This is a genomic window from Rhodococcus globerulus NBRC 14531, assembly GCF_001894805.1.
Taxonomy (GTDB): domain Bacteria; phylum Actinomycetota; class Actinomycetes; order Mycobacteriales; family Mycobacteriaceae; genus Rhodococcus_F; species Rhodococcus_F globerula.
Window position 1 is genome coordinate 310,979 of sequence record NZ_BCWX01000001.1, and the last position, 16,663, is coordinate 327,641.

Sequence of the window (16,663 nt, forward strand, 5' to 3'; positions counted from 1 at the left end):
CGGTCAGTGTGCGAATGCCTTCCTCGCAGGTCGGTCGGCTGCGCTGTTCCTGAGTTGCTGGACGACTTCGTTGATCGCGGTTACCAGTTTGTATGCGAGGTCTTGACTGAAGCCTTCGCGTAACACGATGCGCAGGACGGCGACATCTTCGGCATCTGCGGGCATCGTGTACGCGGGAACTTGGAAGCCGCGTGCTCGCAGTTCGTGGGAGATGTCGAAGACGGTGAAGCCTGGGTCGTCGACGACTTCGAAGGACAAGACCGGGATGGCGGTGCCATCGGTGATGATGTGCATGTTGTCTATTTTCGAGATCGCCGCGGACAGCATCAGTGCGGTATCGCGTAGAGATTCCATGATCTGGGTGTAACCAGCTACTCCGAGGCGGATGAAGTTGTAATACTGCCCGACGACCTGATTACCTGATCGGGAGAAGTTCAGGGTGAAGGTCGGCATGTCTCCGCCGAGGTAGTTGACGCGGAACACCAGATCTTCGGGTAGATACTCCTTCGAGCGCCAGACCACGAACCCGATGCCCGGATAGGTCATGCCGTACTTGTGGCCGCTGACGTTGATCGATACAACACGTGGAATCTTGAAGTCCCACTTCAGTTCCGGGTGCAGGAACGGGACCACGAAGCCACCACTTGCCGCGTCGACATGCAGCGGTACATCTGGGCCGCCGTTGGCCGCGATGTCGTCGAGTGCTGCGGCGATCTCGGCAACGGGTTCGAGTTCGCCGGTAAACGTGGTGCCGAGAATCGCGACCACACCGATGGTGTTCTCGTCGACAGCGTCGCGGACCTGTTCGGGGGTGATCACATAGCGGCCCTTGGCCATGGGAAGGTATTTGGGTTCGACGTCGAAGTAGCGGCAAAATTTTTCCCACACGACCTGGACGTTGCTACCAAGGATGAGATTCGGTTTCGTAGCGTCTTTGCCTTCCTGCTCGCGGCGTTGGCGCCACCGCCACTTGAGGGCGAGTCCACCGAGCATGACGGCCTCGGAGGAGCCGACCGTGGAGACCCCGGTCGCGGAGGCAGGGTCGGATGTCAGTCCTTCTGCGTGGAAGAGGTCGGCAACCATGTTGACGCAACGAGTTTCGATTTCCGCCGTTGCTGGATACTCGTCCTTGTCGATCATGTTCTTGTCGAACGTTTCGGCCATCAGACGATCAGCCTGAGGGTCCATCCACGTGGTGACAAAAGTGGCGAGATTCAGTCGTGAACTACCGTCGAGCATCAACTCGTCGTGGATGAACCGGTATGCCGCTTCGGGATCGGATTCGGCTTTGGGTAGTCGTAGCGCGGGAATCGGATCCGTGCCGAGCCTGCCGGTGTACGCAGGTGCGAGGGTTTCGGTGGGAGCTGCAAAAATATCTGACATCTTTCTCCTCCAATAGTCGAACGAGCGATTGCGGATCAGTCGGACAGTCCAGAATCGAGTCGGAAGTTGTAGCGCCGCAGCGCTCTACACTTCGATCGACGGGTACAGACGTTCCATCGTGTAGCGGCGATTGCGGCGTACCGAGAGTGCGCTGATGCTCATCGATACGAGCAGAATGCCGGAAAGGACGGCGATTGCTGTCCAGAGTCGCGAATCGACGTGTTCGGCGGTGATGAGTTGCCGGAGTCCGTTGACGGTATACGTCATCGGGTCGAACGGATGGATGTATTGAAATGGCGTAGCTGTCGTCGGTACCGGATAGATTCCGCCGGCGGAGACCAACTGCAGCATCAGGAAGGCCAAGGTCACCACTCGGCCGACTGCAACTCCGAAGAGAGCATTGAACATCTGAATCATCGCCAGATAGGTCGCCGAGACCAGCATCAGGAACAGGATCGTTCCTGGAACGTGTTTGACGTCCAGGCCCACTCCGATGTGTACCACTGCGTACATGGTGATCACTTGGAGGATGCCGATGAGCAGTGCCGGCCAGTACGAGGCCAGAACTGTTCGATACAGGCCAAGATTGCTGATGGTTGCGCGGGATTGCAACGGGGTCAACAACATCCAGGTGATAATGCAGCCGACGAACAAGGCCAACGACAGGAAGAACGGTGCGAATCCCGTACCGAACGTTGGCGCCTCGTTCGTGTAGTCCTGCTTGAGTGCGACTGGAGTGGACAGGGTGTCCGCGGTAGCTGTGCGTTGATCGTCAGTCCAAATCGGTACCTGCCCGGCGCCCTTTGCGAGTGCGTCGGCCAGTTCATCCGAGCCCGATTGCAGTTCCACCATTCCCGAAGCGAGCTGATCGGCTCCGCTCGCGAGCGCGATACTGCCATCGGTCAATTGGATCAGCCCGGAGTTCAAAGTCGTGGCTCCGGAACTGAGCTGGTCGGCGCCGTCGCGTAGTTGCCGCACGTCTGAAGCCAGTCCACCGTTTTGCAGGAGTGCGAGTCCGGATTGCAGGGGACTGGTTGGATCCGTCAACTGGTATTCGAGTGCGCGTGCGTCTTCGCTGAGGCGACTGATTTCCGCTTGTAGTGCGGCAGTGTCACTTTGGGGTTGTGCTGCAGCGAGTGGGGTGAGTGCTGCAACGGCCTGTTGTGCGAGAGGATCTGTGCTGGGCCCGAGAAGGTCGAGCACCCGCTGGACCTCTGGTGAGACGGTGACTTGTGGCGGCTGGGGGAGGCGATCGCCGAGAGCAGTGAGGGACTGCCTCAGCTGTGCCGCTTGGGCTCCGAGGTCGGGCACGTTGCTGGAGTCGAGGGCGTTGAGCAATGGATCCGCGACACCGTCGATCGCCGTGGCAAGCTGGCCGGCGCCTGCTGCGAGCTGCGCAGACCCATCGCGTGCGGTGACCATGTTCGTGGAGAGCTCATCGGCACCGGAGCTGAGTTGATCCGCTCCGGCCTTGGCTGTGTCGATACCGTTCGCGAGGGTCTTTGCTCCGTCGGCAGCCTGGCCCAGGCCCGAACCGGCGGTCTGTAGACCTGTCAGGACCTGGCCGACGCCTTGGGCGCCGATGGTCGAGTTGACCTGGTTGATGACCTGTTCGGAGGCGTCTTGACCGATGATGGTGGCCAGATAATTATTGGCGTCGTTGAAGGTGAAGGTGAGATCGGCCTTCTCGGGGTTGTCACCGTTGGGTGATTCGACAGCGTCGCTGAAGTTCTCGGGCAAGGTGATCGTGAAATAGTACTTGCCACTGGAGAGCCCGGCTTGGGCTTCTTGATCCGAGACCTCCGCCAAATCAAGTTGTCCGGAGGCGATGAGCGATTTGACGACTTGATCGCCGGCGTCGACTTGTTGTCCTGTCGATGTTCGTCCCGAGTCGTTGTTGACAATCGCCGCGGGGATTTTGTTCACCTCGCCGAAGGGGTTCCAGAAGGCCCACAAGTACATCGCGCCGTACAGCAGCGGCAACAAGATGATGGTGACGATCGCGATTCGTGGCAGGGTGCCGCGGGAATAGCGTTTGACATCGCTGCCCAGAGATATACCTGCGAGCATCAGTCACCTTCCTTCGGTCATAACGCCGATATCGCCGGCTCCGAGCAATCCGTGCATGTTCACCACGGCGTGGACGCCGGTATCAGGCGGGAGTGCGTTGACATCTGCAGTGATCACCGACTGGTGCTCGCCGAGTGCAACAAGCCGTTGCAGCAAGGCGGCTCTCTCGAGGTCGTCGGCGATTTTGTCGATGCGCCCGACAACGAGCAATGGCGGGCGTTTGGTGTTCGCGACGGCGATCCGCAACAACAATTGTTGGATTTCGGGAAGGTCGTCGACGAAGGCATTGAGCGGGGGTAATTCGATGTCACCGAACGTGTCCGCGCACATGTTCGCGACTTCTACCTCGCTCGCGCGGGGAACGATTTTGTACCACGGAGAATTCCATCGCAGTTGTTCGGTCACCATGTCACGTACGGTCACCGACGGTCGGACGTCGTCGAGTTCGTTCAGACATGCGATCGCCGAGATGGCCAAGATTCTTGTCGGATTGTCGTAGCCGAGTACGGCTAATGTCCCCGCGGACAATCGCATTCGTCCGCACAGTGTCATCAGCAAGGCGGTTCGCGCGGCGCCGGCCTGCGCAGCCAGCACCGTCACACCGCCTGCGTCGATATCCATATCGAGTGGACCGAACACGTGGCCCCACGGTCCGTGTAATTCGATGCCCCGAGCGGAGACCAATGTCCCCGCCGCTGCTTCGGCGGGTAATTGCCAACTCTCTGAACTGGTTTCAACCAATTTGAGGCCTCCCGACCTTGGTGCGGCACGGCGGCGCGGAGCTACGCGAGAGGTCCCCGGTGGGTTCGTCTCGTGGAGGATCACGCATCGACGAGAGATGTCACAAAGTGTCTTTCACTACCTGGCCGTTCTTGACGATGACCCTTAGGCTCTTGCCTGGCTCTGCGAGCAGGTTGAGGTCCTCGAGTGGATTTCCGTCGACGAGTAGGACATCTGCCCAGGCGCCCTCGGTGATTACTCCGAGTGGTGCCTGCCTGTAGGGATCCCGCTCGCCGGCGAGCCGGAAGAGTTCGGCATTTCCGGAGGTGAGCATCCGAAGGGCGTCGACATTGCTGTAATGGTCGCCGAGTCGGGCGGCCATCTCGCTCTGCCGGGGCGCGATCTGCGGTTCGAGCAAAAGATCTGTGCCCCAGGCTGTTTTGACGCCGTGTTTGCGGGCCCAGCTGTATACGTCATCGGTACCGGTGCAGATCTCGCGGTCCTTTTCTGCACGGCTAGGGTCGGGGTAGTGATGATCGCCCAAGGCGAAGGGCTGCATCGAAAGCCAAATGTCCTTCTCGGCCATCAGCGCGATCGTCGCCTCGTCGGCGAGATGGCCGTGTTCGATGGACTTCACGCCGGCATCGATCGCGCGGCGAATGCCGGTGACGTTGTAGACATGGGTAGCGACGTAGGTTCCGTAGTCGGTGGCGGCATTCACCGCTGCACGAAGTTCGGGATCGGTGAACTGGACTGTGTAGAGAGGGTCGTACATCGACGCTGCGCCGCCGCCGACCATCATCTTGATTTGTGAGGCACCCTTTTTGAGTTGTTCGCGAACTGCGGCCAATACTCGCTCCGGACCGTCTGCGACGCGCATGAAGCCGATTTCTTCGGCCCGACTTTGCTTTCCGCCCAAAGCGGTGGGGCATTCGTAGACGAATCCGAAGTCGCCGTGCCCGCTGGTCTGCGAAATAGCGGCCTGGGAGGGATAGATTCGAGGTCCCTCGAACAGTCCCCGGTCGATGACCGATTTGATGCTACTGGTGTCGCCGGCCATGTCCCGGACCGTGGTGAACCCGCGGTGGAGCATGTTCTTTGCCTCGGCGAGGCCATTGAGCGCGATATGCGCTTCGCTGCCCATCACCATATCCATGTATGAATTGGCGTTGCCGACCAGATGCACGTGAGCGTCGCTCATACCCGGCATCAAGACTCGATTTCCACCGTCGATGACGGTGGTCTCTCGGCTCGGGTCGTCTCCGATCGGGGATTGCGAGACTCCCGCAATCGTCTCTCCGTCAATCAGCACGTCACCCGAAACTACTGTCGCAGCGACGCCGTCGAAGATACGAACATTGCGGAACAGTAAACGATGTCCAGCTTTTGAAGGGGCTGTCATAACTCGCACGCTAACAGTGAAATTCGGACATTGAGGGCAAATAACGAAAAATCACCCTATTGATTCGGTAACGATCAGACCTGGCGAACCGATCCGGAGATGCCGTCGTAGACGGGGGGTATGCGCAAAATCTCGGATCCTCGAAATATTATGTCGGAGTTGAACTACACTGCGGCGCATGCTGATTCACCCGACATTACGGATGCAGTCCTGGGGCTTCGTGATCGGATCGACTCTCTTCGCGCTCGGTTCGGCACCCTTCCTTTCGTCGCTCTTCGGCGCCGCCCTCGCGAACGTTTTCTTTTTCGCCGGGTCCTGGTTTTTCACCGGCGCCGCGTTTATCCAGTTGATACTCAGTGGATCGGCCACTACTTCCGACTCCGGTAAGCCTGCAATCCGTGCCGTGTGGTTATCGGCAGCAGTGCAGCTTCTCGGCACGATACTGTTCAACATCAGTACCGGTTCAGCTCTGCACGACCTCAACGTGCAAGGAGAAATGCACCTCGTCTGGAATCCCAACGCGGAGGGCTCCATCGCATTCCTCGTTTCGAGCGGTCTTGCTGTGCTTATCCTATGGCGCGCGAAGACGTACTGGGCGCCGCGATCGACGGAATGGCAAAGCGTCTGGCTCAACACATTCGGATCCATTGCTTTCGGCGTATCTGCCGTCGGATCGTTCATACTCCGTGACGGAAATACACTTGATCCCAATATGGCCAATATCGGCACCTTCGTCGGTGCGTTGTTCTTCCTGTTCGCCTCCGCGGTATTCCTGGGAAAAAGCACCCGGCCAGTGTCGGCAATGGCAGAAGCGGTCTGAGTGCACCAGTTTCATCACCGTGAGGAAACAGCGGTGCGTACGTGAGGAATCGTGAGACACGATCGAGCAATGTTTATCGCGCGATATGATCGCGCGAATACCGGCGGTTATGTGCGCTGCCCATATCTTGCAAGCGCATATAACCACCGATGATTCGGGTACCGATCAGGACGGTAGGGCGAGGAATTTCAAAGGTGCGGTCTCATCGAAGCGGCCGGTGACATTTCCGGCCAGCCCACCCTCGAGAGCGGTGTCCCCGATCAGGTCGAGCTTGCCGGCGGGAGCGCCCTCCTCGAAGTTCAATTCACTCAATTCGACCCAGACGACATTGGGTCGAGTTGTCGACTCGAAGACGTACCGCTTGTTGGTGAGGTCGGAGACGGTCTGCCAAATCGTCTGCGACGCGTTCGGCTTGTCGGGATCAGGGATGCGGAACGGTTGCGCGGTGTTACGGATGACGCTGAACATGCCGGCGATTGCCTCGAGTTGGCTCTTGGGTTCGGGAAGGCGTCCGACGTAATACGCTGCGCGCGCGAACCTGTCGGAGGCCACTGTGGTTCCGGGAAGTGGCCTGTCTCCACCGAACCCTTGGACCTGCTTCAATAGTTCGATCTGCTTGTCGTAGGTGGGGGAGTTGGTCATCACGCGGTAGTCACGGCTGTGCCACACGTTGGGCTTTCCGTCGATGTACTCGATGACTACGGAGTCGCCGTTCCCATCGACCAACGCGAGGTGCACCGCGGGTACTTCACCGGTGCTCGGGTCTCCCAGCGGGACGACTTGGACACTGGTGTCCTCGATCCAGGCCACTGCTTCGTCGACGGTTGCGAAGTTGTCGAGGAAGTACTGCATCCAGACCGCCATGCTCAAGGCGGGTTTGCTTTTGTCGTGCTCGCCGTACGTTGATTCGGAGAGCCAGAGGATATGCCCGGCGAGGCCAACTTCGTTCATCCCGTCGACGGTCATCATGTCGTACGCGCCTGCCACGACGCTGCCGTATCGGGCTACCCAGGACAGTTGGCCGCCGACGCCGTCGTCTCGTTTGATCCCCCGAGGCATAACCCACAGGTTCGTGGCGGTATCCCGGTGGTAGTCCATGTTTCGACCGACGAGAACCGCTCCGCCGGGTTCATTCCAGATGACGCGAGTGCACATACTTTCACCTTCCCTGGATCAGATGTGGGACGAATCAACTGCTCAGGCAATGGTTATTGGAATGCCCTCCGATTTTGGCGCACGAGGTCCGCAACTCGGCAGGCGAGCGTACGATTCATCTGCGTTATCGGTGGATAGTCCGTAGTCGCTGTGAACAATCGAGTCCAATGACCAGCAGCGCGAATTACCCCGCCGGTCTTCATGAGGTATCTGCTTTTCACCTCCGTGTACAGGCGCCTCGCTGCCGTTTTCGACGTATGTCGCGGATCAACGCGTTCCAAGAATTGCCGTCTGGTAAAGGGTCTGAAAGAAGATGTGTGCAGGCAACTCTCCTTTGTTTTGTATCACGAGTCACGTGTTTGCATGGGCATACGGCACATTGGCTAGGGGTGAAATCGTGGGTGAATTTCGCGATTTAGTGCGTGATGTACACGCATGATGTGTCAGGCGAACGGCACCTGCCGCATGTAGCAAGTGGTCGATCGGCCGGCCGGACAAAGGCAGTGACAAGGAGGGTGGTTAGTCTAAGAATTCGCCCTAATCGACCATCGCGCTGCGTCTCACGTGTTAGATTTCGATTGTTCCAATCTTTGTCGTAGCGCCCGCCGAGTCCGGCTCGGATTTCTCGGGCAAGTTTTTGTGACTGTGCCGACCAGCCGTCCTCGTAGACACGGATGTCTGGATCAATTCCTCAATGGTCGGCGAACCGTAACCGCGGGCAGTCTCACGCACGCGAAGTTTCCCGCTCGGAAAGCACGCATCCTCGCAGACCGATTACTCACCGACTGCGGCGACGAAAGGTAGCTCCCATGAGTTCAGGCGCCCAGATCGACTCCGCCCCATCGTTACTCACCCGCGTAACATCCTCGCTGCGGTGTTGGTGGTTCTGACCCTGATCTTCATCTTCCAGAACCGGAGCGAAACCACGATCAAACTGTTCTGGGTATCCGTGCAGTCACCGCTCTGGCTCACCCTCGTCGTGATCCTCCTACTCGGCTGGATCGCCGGCCTTCTCACCCGCCGTAAAAAGCCAACCAACTGAATTCGCAAACGAATAGCTGTCGGTGGCCGGGATCGGCTGTCGCGGAAAGGTCTTCATAGTTCAGGTGCGTAGCAGAAGAATATCGGCAAACACTGGTTCTCTCGAAATCTACAGAAGGTGAAACGATGTGTACCAGAGTAATTTGGCCTGATGCCGCGGGGTCTGTTCTCGTCGGCCGCAACATGGACTATCACCGCGACACCGGGACAAATCTGTGGTTGCTTCCCCAGGGGGTTGAACGCAACGATGGCGTCGGCGGTTCCCTCAGTTGGACAGCCGAATACGGCAGCGTCGTGGCTGGCGCATTCGACATGATGTCGGTGGACGGCATGAACGAGGCTGGACTGGCGGGCCATATCTTGTGGCTCGCGGAATCGGATTACGGTAGTCGTGACACATCGAAGCCAAGTCTGAGCATGGCGATCTGGCTGCAGTACTTCCTGGACAACTTTGCCACTGTTGCGGATGCCGCCGCCTGGATCGTCGATTCCGACGTCCAGGTTGTACCGCTGGGCGATCCGGCGACTGGCGAGGTGCCCGCCGTTCACCTTGCGTTGGACGACGCGACCGGCGATTCGGCGATCATCGAGTACCTCGACGGCAAGGCGACCGTCTGGCACGACCGTGACTACCGTGTGATGACCAATTCCCCGTCCTTCGACAAGCAAATCGAACTTCTCAAAGAGGTCGACGGGTTCGGTGGCACCAAGCCGCTACCGGGGACCACGCTTGCGTCCGACCGGTTCGCTCGCGCAGCATATTACGTGGGCCGGCTGCCTGAGCCGAAGAGCGAGGTCGAGGCGGTGGCGGGAATGTTCAGCGTCATCCGCAATGCTGCGCAACCCTTCAGGATCCCTGATCCCGACAAACCCTATGCCTCGCAGACGATTTGGCAGACCGTCTCCGATTTGACCAACAAGCGGTACGTCTTCGACTCGACTACGCGACCCAATGTCTTGTGGGTGGACTTCGACAAGCTGGACTTCAGTGTGGGCGCGCAGGCAGGCAAGCTCGACCTGATGGGCGACACGTCCCTCGAAGGCGGACTCGCCGGTAACGTCTCTCGCCGCTTCGAGGAAACGCCGCCTATGCAATTTCTGACTCTGCCGGCCTGATCGACAGCAGCCAGCTCTCCCTGCGTGGGTGGTCAGCTCACCGTCGGTTACGCCATCGCCGCGACATCATCGATCCCTGAGGGGTGTACATATGGATACTGCGGATCAGCTGCCTTCCGTTCCTGTGGCAACCGAGCGTGCGGTCGACGCTCAACTCAGGGCGAGTTGGTTGCCGCTCGTGCTCGTGTGCTGCACCGGTTTGGTCTCGGTATTCAACGCTACGGTGTTGCCAATGGCGATCAGTGGGATCGTCGACGGGCTGGACACCACGATCTCAAACGTGCAGTTGGCCATCGTCGCGTACGGCGTGTTCGTCGCAGCCTTCACGATCACCGGCGGCAAGATCAGCGGGGTGCTGGGTGCTAGAAACACTCAGCTGCTCGGCTTGAGTGTCTACGCCGCGGGAATGCTGTCTTGCGTTCTGGCACAGAATGTCTCGGTTCTTATCGCAGGTGAGGCGATCGCCGGACTCGGTGGTGCTCTTCTTGTGCCCAACGCGCTGGCGATTCTCGGTCAGACATATTCCGGCACGCAGCGCACCGTTGCGGTGTCGGTGCTGGCGGGTACAACCGGAATCGGTGCGGCGCTCGCTTTGCTGGTCGGTGGATTCCTCGTGCAGGCCTGGGGTTGGCGAGCACCCTTCGTGCTGCTGCTCGTCGTAATTGCAGGAACGAGCGTCGTCGCGTCCCGTCTACGGCTTCCCCGGACTACGTTCCGAGGGACCATCGACAAGACGAGTATCGCGCTTTCGGCCGTGGGCGTGCTGATGTTGGTCGCCGCCATCAATCAGATCGGATCGTGGGGGCTTGTCCTCGCCGCCGAGGGTGCTCCCTTGAGTGTGCTCGGCCTCTCTCCCGTGCTCGCGTTGGTAGTGATCGGCGGCCTGGTGCTCCACACGTTTGTCGCGCGCCAACACGAGTTGCTCGACGCTGACAGGACACCCCTGCTTGCCCCTCAGGTGTTCGGCTCTGGGCTCAACCGTGCGTGCCTGAGTGGGCTGGTCGCGGTGAACCTGTTGATGGCCGGCGTGAGCTACCTGCTGCCGCTCTATACGCAGATGGTGCTGGGCAAGAGTCCACTGGGGACGGCACTGATGCTGATACCGATCTCCCTTGCCGCACTCGCCTCCGCTGCTGCCACACCAGTTCTGATGCGACTGTTTGCGTGCCGATGGTTGTTGACAGCAGCCCACGTGCTGGCTGCCGCGTCGGTGATACTGCTGGCAATGACCATCTCCAACCAATGGTCAGGTGCGTGGACTTTGATCAGTGAGGTCGCCTTGGGCCTCGGTATCGGAGTGGGACTGAGTGCGGGCAGTGCATTGCTCATGGAGACCAGCCCACCGTCTCTCTCCGGAGAGATCGGCAGCGCTCGGGGAATGGCGAACTTTCTCGGCCTGTGCACGGGTACCGCCGTCGCGGGGGCCGTGCTGATGTCCGTGCTTGCGCAGTCTGCCTCGGTCCGTGTCGCCGAAAGCTCGGATCTACTGTCCAACAGTAGAATCGAAGTAACAACCAGTTCGGTTAGCTTCGTCGAGAACGACGACCTCCGAAGCCGCCTCGCGGGAATGGAGTTGACCTCGGCGCAGCTCGACCGGGCGGTGGAGATCAATGTCGAATCCAGGTTGGTTGCGCTGCGTGCGAGCCTCTGCGTGCTCGGGTTGGCGGCGTTACTCCCGATCGTGACGTTCAGGCACCTGCCATCCCGGCGGGAAGGGTGACGATCGCGACTCTGCGGTCGAGAGATTTCGAGAGCAAGCGTTGTCGAAGTGATGCCCGCGACGAACCAGAAGAACAGCTCGGCAACGAAATTGGTCGAAGACCAGTGAATACAATCGTCAGGCCGCGCCGAGTCGAGCTATTCACTGAGACAGCGCACTTCAGCGAGGTTCGCTTCGACAACCATGAGACCGTCGACCACAGCTCCGACGTTTGTCAGGGATGGGTACGACGGTCTCCTGGCGGCGTGAGTGCGACTCTCGGACCAATTTCAAATTGTTTGTGGGAGCTGCTCAGTCGCTGCTGTGAGCTGTCTTGGACGGATTTTCGGTCCTGACCCGGGGAGACGGCTCGCCTGGGGAGGGTATTCTCGGTTTTCGGGGTATGCACAGGCAGGCAATGAGGGCGGCAGCCAGGACACCGGCGCTCGACAGGAACGCTACGGGGGCGCCGGCCGCATCCAGGAGAGCACCTGTTGTGTACGGTCCCAGAATCGCGCCAACGTCGAACGCGATCCAAAAGGCGGCCACCGCTAGACCGCTGTCGCCACCATCCACCTCTCCGAGGAGCGATGGTGCCGTGGTGGAAGTCAGTCCGTGAGCCAGCCCGAGTCCGACGAAGGCAGCAACGATCAGCTGTATTTCCTCGAGCTCACCAAATAAAGCGGTCACGACCAGCGCTACAACGAGAGCTGTGACAGTGACCGTTCGAAAACTCAGCCGTCCGGTTACAGCGCCCAAGCTGCTTGCGGCAATTTGGGCGACGGCCGCGACTGTCAACAACATGCCTATTACCCCAATACCGAACCCGAGGTCATCAAGCCGGACCGGCATGACCACGGTGCGCACGCCGTACAACACCCATCCCGTCGCAAACTGAAGCAGCACTACCGCTACGAACGTGCGGCTGCGAAATAGTTGTCGGAGGAGATTCCAGGTCGAGACGGGCACAACATCTTCGGCACTAATGCCGTCACTCGTGCGGAGTCCTCGCACGCTGCGCAGCGCGACCAAAGCAACCAGCGACCCCACGCCGAGAAGCACGCCGTAGATGATCAGCGGCAGGCGCGGGTCGATCGTTGCCATCAACCCGCCAATCGCCGGTCCTGAGATCATTCCCAACGATGTGGCTGTGAAGTAAACGCTCATCGAGCGGGCGCGTTGCGCCGAAGTCGTGACGATGAGCAACAATCCGGTACCTGCGACGGTGAAACCGGCGCTGCCTATGCCGCTTATCGACCGAAATGCAACAAAGAGTTCAAAGGTCGGCGATAAGCCGGCGACGACACTGCATACAGCTTGAATGGCGAGTCCGAGTACGAGGACGTTCCGCAGACGGAATTTTTTCAACAAGCCCGTCAGGGAGACGTTTGCGATCAGTCGGCCCGCCGCGAGTCCACTGACGGCAAGACTTACGCTCGCTGCTCCGACGGAGTAAAGGTCAGCCAGCGCCGGCAGTGCCGGCCCTAGCATTCCGTAGCCGAGACCGGACGCGACAGCGATAAACGAGAGGACCCACACGGTTGACGGCACACGAGCGTTCTCGGTGACTTCTGTCGCAGGATCACTTACGGTGCGCGTCATCGGTAGAGCGCTTTCGGCTGGGCTACTGCTCGACTGCCGATGACCACGCGATTATTTTCTCCCGCAACGGAAATCGTCGACCTGACGCCGAAATGTATCTCCCTGCCGAACGGACGCGAACGTGACAATATCTTCATTGGTACTCCTGGCAACATGGCTGGTAAGGCAGGGAAACATGAGATGGCCGACGCGGGTGTGGTCAACCGTGGTGAGCGCAACAAACAGATAGCGTTGCCGGACTGAGTGACAGCGAGCTTCGCTATCTAGTGGAAAGTTTGGTCAGTATCCGCGGTTCTGGGTCTCAGTTCCCAAGTCGGAGAGAGCGTGCTGACAGCTGCTGCTCCGATACTTCGCCCTGATCCCGTGCAGATCGCTTCGCTGCTCGCGGGAGATCCCATGATGTCGTTGTCCGCCTGATTGTTTCGGAAATTATGTGTGTCTTACGGTCACACGATGGTGGCGGTGCCCTGGTCGATGACGGGTGCACCTGCTGCATCTGTTGTCTGGAATCGCACGACCGTACCGTCGATCCACATCGAGACAGTGAGGCTCTCGCCGGGGAGAATGGGTTTCGTGAAACGACCCTGCATCGCGCGGAATCGCTTCGGCTCCGAGTTGGCAGCAGCATGTAACAGCGCACGGCCGGTGAACCCGTACGCGCACATACCGTGCAGGATTGGTCGTGGAAATCCGCCTCGGGACGCGAACGAAGGGTCCGTGTGCAGAGGATTTCGGTCACCAGTCAGTCGGTATAAAAGTGCCTGGTCCGTGCGAGTGCGGTAGGTGACCTGATGATCGGGTTTGCCAGCGGGTTTCTCCCATTCCGAGGCCGGTCCCCGGCTGCCACCCCACCCTCCGGATCCACGGAAGAACATAGCGGATCGAACGACGCTCAGCAGACGTCCCGTATCGTCGCGGGCTTCGGATTCGACCTCGACGAGTGTTCCGGAACCCTTGTCGTAGACGCCCGCGATGGCACTGGACGTGGTTACCTCACCCTCGACGGGGAGTGCGTCGTCGATGATGAATCCCTGCTCGGCGTGGAGCATTTTCGACAGGTCCACACCGTCTGGCAACGGAATGAGGCCACCGGAGAGGGCGACATTCGCGAATGTCGGCAACACCTTCTGCGGCTTTGCCTCGCTGTTTTCGGTGGTGAACTCGAGTTCTTCCAACGGGTGGCCCTGCCCGGCACCCACTGCAAGTGCATACAGCAACGCATCCTTGGACGACCAACTGCGTGTGATCGTCTCACTTCGCCGACCCACCCACGACTCGTCGAACATCTAGTACCTCGTCTTATCTCGAGAGGTCAGCGGTATCGGTCCGCGACCTGGCGTGCTGCCTGGGGTGTCCTGCGGCGCCGACAGTAGGGCGCAGCACTCCACAGGTTCAGGGAAGACCCGTTTGCCTAATCGGATCCTGTTCTCTTTATACCTGAGCATATCGAGTGAATATTTTCAACAGGAGCTTCATTTCTTCGCCTGATCGAAAGATTGCGATTCGATCGCACTGGCCGGTGAAGTAGTGAGGGGGACTTGACAATACGTGGAGCGAGGTCCACGCTAGCTAAGCGTAACACGTTCCGATTGTTGGACGATGATCCAGGTTTAGCGGACAGGACTCACCCGATGTGAGCCACGTTCGAGGTCTTTCGTGTGCCGAGACGGTTGGTTTGTGTAGTCAGAAAGGAGCACCCCGTCCGGCCTAGTTCCACAAACAACACCCGACGCGAAGAGGGGCTACGCATTCGGTTCTGGGCCGTGGGTACCGAATGCTTGTTCTGCCCGCGCAATCTGTCCTCTCTGCGGGTCCGATGACGCGCAGTGGAGCAGTGGAGCAGTGGAGCAGTGAAACAGGGAATGCGAAGGAGGACTGCGGATGGTGTCGAATATCGTGCTGTTGCAGACCTGTTCAGCCGCGCCATCTGCTGCGTCGTCATGTTAGGCGTCCTAGGCTCGAACGCGTCCTCGTAGTGGCAGGGGAACTCGCGCCAGTCGGCTGCTACGAAGGTGTTCACATTCGAGAAGTGGCAATGCCGGCTCAGCGGCGCCTGTGTCGAGGACCGGCTCCGCGTCGCTGCCCGACGGTTGATCGAGCCGGTCGGTACTCACAGCGAAATTGGAACGTCACCATGAAAATCGTCCAGCGTCGCTTTGGTGTGACTTTTGTCGAGGTTGACGAGGGATCGGCGGCATGCAAGAAAGAGCGTTCGGTGTCTGTCACTGTGGGCCAACCCGATGGTCAACAGCGAAAGCTTTTTTCCTGAAGGACAATTGGAGCCGAAGAGCATAGAGCCGGCGGTGGTCACCCGCACTTCGGCGCGCACACCTGATGCTGAGTTGTCTATGACATCGAGGGTTGCAACAACGACGCGTTCAGATCGTTCATTGGATGCCGCTACGCTCAATTGCCCCTGCACCCCGGTCAAACGAACCTGGGGATCGGCGATGACGATATCCAGAAGTCCGTCGTGTGCCCGGAGATGGATCCGGCCACGGTACTGGGCAATCCGAGTTCCGTCGGGCTTATGATGATCGGTGACGAGTGGCCAGGCCAGTTCGTTGCCCCGTTCGACGATGGCAGAATCATATGAAATCTCGCCAAGTGCTCGAACGTATTGCAGCAATGACTCTTTCACTGACCATCTCAGTGACGTGGAAGTATCGATCTATGGCATTTCCATAGTGTCTCGTTTCTCTACCTACGCGCATCAGGAAGTCGCGATCCGATTGAACGCAACCAAGGATCGGACCCGTCGCTGCCGACCATCGTCGGCCAGGTCCGTCGGTTATAGACGCTCGATGTATATGTACGTCAACAACTTTCGCCTAAACAGGCGAGTCGGTCGTTCAATGGCTCAGCCTGCCGGTGCACCGCGAGAACAGAAGTTGAGCGCTTGATTCCCGGTTGGTCGACAGGTGATACTCGTGATTACTTGTCGGCAGAATTACTGTGGCAGTTGAGGCCCGCGAGAACGAGGTCGACGACTGATTCGATGTATTTCTCGGCCCCGGATTCGAACTCTTTGAGTTTCGACATCGGGGTCATCAAATAATGGTGCTCGATTGTTCCTGTGACAGCATCGAGTACCAGGGCTGGCGACGTACCCTCTATGATTTCACCGCGTTCGATTGCGCGAAAGATAATTCCACGACCGTTGGCAATAGTTTCACTGCGCAAATCGGCTATTTCGCCCTCGAATAGTTCGGGATAAATCTTTGCATCAATCATGGCTCGCATTCGCACTAAGCCGTAATCGCCTAGTAGCCAATCTGCCGTCGCTCGGCCAAGAGTAAGAAGGTCGCCACGAAACGTTCCGGTATCGAAGTCGACCTGGGGACCTTGGTGGGATCGCAACGCGGCTGACATTATCTGTTCTTTCGTTTGCCATCGCCGGTAGAGGGCCGCTTTTCCAACCTTGGCGTGTCGCGCAATGAGATCGAGATTCAGTCTTGCCCACCCCAGATCTCCGTACAATTCCAGCGTAGTGGACAGAAGACGTGCTTCTATGTCTGGATCGATCGGGCGCCCGCGGCCGGATGGTTGCTGGATGGCGCGTGACATTGGCCCATCATGCCACGCGCCATCCGGCACTTTCTTCAGGACATCTCGTCAGTTTCTGGTCAAGCCCGATGCAGTAGCGAGGTACGGC

15 protein-coding genes are annotated in these 16,663 nt (G+C 59.0%); 5 read left to right on the plus strand and 10 right to left on the minus strand.

Going from position 1 to position 16,663, the window contains the following annotated elements:
- Positions 1-3: 3 nt before the first annotated feature.
- The 4 genes from gad to RG2_RS01340 all read right to left on the minus strand — a co-directional run bounded on the left by gad (position 4) and on the right by RG2_RS01340 (position 5,575).
- The gene (gene gad / locus RG2_RS01325; protein WP_033231603.1) at positions 4-1,383 is read right to left on the minus strand and encodes a glutamate decarboxylase; all 1,380 of its coding nucleotides are present in this window, start codon (positions 1,381-1,383) and stop codon (positions 4-6) included.
- A gap of 84 nt (positions 1,384-1,467) precedes the next feature.
- Positions 1,468-3,453, minus strand: a complete 1,986-nt coding sequence (locus RG2_RS01330) for a YhgE/Pip family protein (RefSeq protein WP_033231602.1) — start codon at positions 3,451-3,453, stop codon at positions 1,468-1,470.
- Positions 3,454-3,456: 3 nt separating this feature from the next.
- The gene (locus tag RG2_RS01335) at positions 3,457-4,194 is read right to left on the minus strand and encodes a hypothetical protein (protein ID WP_230589996.1); all 738 of its coding nucleotides are present in this window, start codon (positions 4,192-4,194) and stop codon (positions 3,457-3,459) included.
- Between the two features lie 100 nt (positions 4,195-4,294).
- On the minus strand, positions 4,295-5,575 hold the full coding sequence (locus RG2_RS01340) for a metal-dependent hydrolase family protein (protein WP_033231600.1): 1,281 nt from the start codon (positions 5,573-5,575) through the stop codon (positions 4,295-4,297).
- A 178-nt stretch (positions 5,576-5,753) separates the two neighbouring features.
- Between RG2_RS01340 and RG2_RS01345 the strand changes: the two genes are divergently transcribed.
- On the plus strand, positions 5,754-6,395 hold the full coding sequence (locus tag RG2_RS01345; RefSeq protein WP_033231599.1) for a hypothetical protein: 642 nt from the start codon (positions 5,754-5,756) through the stop codon (positions 6,393-6,395).
- Between the two features lie 165 nt (positions 6,396-6,560).
- On the opposite strand, the gene RG2_RS01350 is transcribed toward RG2_RS01345, so the two are convergent.
- Complete coding sequence (locus tag RG2_RS01350) at positions 6,561-7,550, minus strand: linear amide C-N hydrolase (protein ID WP_033231598.1); 990 nt, start codon at positions 7,548-7,550, stop codon at positions 6,561-6,563.
- Positions 7,551-8,424: 874 nt separating this feature from the next.
- Between RG2_RS01350 and RG2_RS01355 the strand changes: the two genes are divergently transcribed.
- The 3 genes from RG2_RS01355 (at position 8,425) to RG2_RS01365 (ending at position 11,427) form a co-directional block, all read left to right on the plus strand.
- Positions 8,425-8,592, plus strand: coding sequence for a LapA family protein (locus RG2_RS01355; RefSeq protein WP_230589995.1), 168 nt, complete (start codon positions 8,425-8,427; stop codon positions 8,590-8,592).
- 125 nt (positions 8,593-8,717) lie between these two features.
- Positions 8,718-9,707: a linear amide C-N hydrolase gene (locus RG2_RS01360; protein ID WP_033231596.1), complete on the plus strand. Its 990-nt coding sequence runs from the start codon at positions 8,718-8,720 to the stop codon at positions 9,705-9,707.
- A 91-nt stretch (positions 9,708-9,798) separates the two neighbouring features.
- Positions 9,799-11,427: an MFS transporter gene (locus RG2_RS01365; RefSeq protein ID WP_033231595.1), complete on the plus strand. Its 1,629-nt coding sequence runs from the start codon at positions 9,799-9,801 to the stop codon at positions 11,425-11,427.
- Between the two features lie 291 nt (positions 11,428-11,718).
- Here the strand turns inward: RG2_RS01365 and RG2_RS01370 are convergent, their stop codons facing one another.
- Positions 11,719-13,008, minus strand: coding sequence for an MFS transporter (locus RG2_RS01370; RefSeq protein WP_033231594.1), 1,290 nt, complete (start codon positions 13,006-13,008; stop codon positions 11,719-11,721).
- Positions 13,009-13,047: 39 nt separating this feature from the next.
- Between RG2_RS01370 and RG2_RS01375 the strand changes: the two genes are divergently transcribed.
- Positions 13,048-13,251: a hypothetical protein gene (locus tag RG2_RS01375; RefSeq protein ID WP_033231593.1), complete on the plus strand. Its 204-nt coding sequence runs from the start codon at positions 13,048-13,050 to the stop codon at positions 13,249-13,251.
- A gap of 203 nt (positions 13,252-13,454) precedes the next feature.
- On the opposite strand, the gene RG2_RS01380 is transcribed toward RG2_RS01375, so the two are convergent.
- From RG2_RS01380 to RG2_RS01390, 4 genes are all read right to left on the minus strand, one after another.
- A complete protein-coding gene (locus RG2_RS01380; RefSeq protein ID WP_033231592.1) occupies positions 13,455-14,294 on the minus strand; it encodes a MaoC/PaaZ C-terminal domain-containing protein in 840 nt (279 codons plus the stop codon).
- Between the two features lie 666 nt (positions 14,295-14,960).
- Positions 14,961-15,122: a hypothetical protein gene (locus tag RG2_RS31675; protein WP_155276675.1), complete on the minus strand. Its 162-nt coding sequence runs from the start codon at positions 15,120-15,122 to the stop codon at positions 14,961-14,963.
- Positions 15,119-15,679 carry an HtaA domain-containing protein gene (locus RG2_RS01385; RefSeq protein ID WP_080711605.1) on the minus strand — a complete coding sequence of 187 codons (561 nt, stop codon included), beginning with the start codon at positions 15,677-15,679 and terminating at the stop codon, positions 15,119-15,121. Before RG2_RS01385 ends, RG2_RS31675 begins: the two co-directional genes overlap by 4 nt.
- A 263-nt stretch (positions 15,680-15,942) precedes the next feature.
- On the minus strand, positions 15,943-16,575 hold the full coding sequence (locus RG2_RS01390; protein ID WP_051730258.1) for a TetR/AcrR family transcriptional regulator: 633 nt from the start codon (positions 16,573-16,575) through the stop codon (positions 15,943-15,945).
- Between the last annotated feature and the right edge of the window lie 88 nt (positions 16,576-16,663).

Excerpts from the sequence above, each read along its gene's own strand:
- gad (WP_033231603.1), bottom strand. The coding sequence starts at position 1,383 with ATGTCAGATATTTTTGCAGCTCCCACCGAAACCCTCGCACCTGCGTAC.
- RG2_RS01330 (WP_033231602.1), bottom strand. The coding sequence starts at position 3,453 with ATGCTCGCAGGTATATCTCTGGGCAGCGATGTCAAACGCTATTCCCGC.
- RG2_RS01340 (WP_033231600.1), bottom strand. The coding sequence starts at position 5,575 with ATGACAGCCCCTTCAAAAGCTGGACATCGTTTACTGTTCCGCAATGTT.
- RG2_RS01345 (WP_033231599.1), top strand. The coding sequence starts at position 5,754 with ATGCTGATTCACCCGACATTACGGATGCAGTCCTGGGGCTTCGTGATC.
- RG2_RS01350 (WP_033231598.1), bottom strand. The coding sequence starts at position 7,550 with ATGTGCACTCGCGTCATCTGGAATGAACCCGGCGGAGCGGTTCTCGTC.
- RG2_RS01360 (WP_033231596.1), top strand. The coding sequence starts at position 8,718 with ATGTGTACCAGAGTAATTTGGCCTGATGCCGCGGGGTCTGTTCTCGTC.
- RG2_RS01365 (WP_033231595.1), top strand. The coding sequence starts at position 9,799 with ATGGATACTGCGGATCAGCTGCCTTCCGTTCCTGTGGCAACCGAGCGT.
- RG2_RS01370 (WP_033231594.1), bottom strand. The coding sequence starts at position 13,008 with ATGACGCGCACCGTAAGTGATCCTGCGACAGAAGTCACCGAGAACGCT.
- RG2_RS01375 (WP_033231593.1), top strand. The coding sequence starts at position 13,048 with ATGACCACGCGATTATTTTCTCCCGCAACGGAAATCGTCGACCTGACG.
- RG2_RS01380 (WP_033231592.1), bottom strand. The coding sequence starts at position 14,294 with ATGTTCGACGAGTCGTGGGTGGGTCGGCGAAGTGAGACGATCACACGC.
- RG2_RS01390 (WP_051730258.1), bottom strand. The coding sequence starts at position 16,575 with ATGTCACGCGCCATCCAGCAACCATCCGGCCGCGGGCGCCCGATCGAT.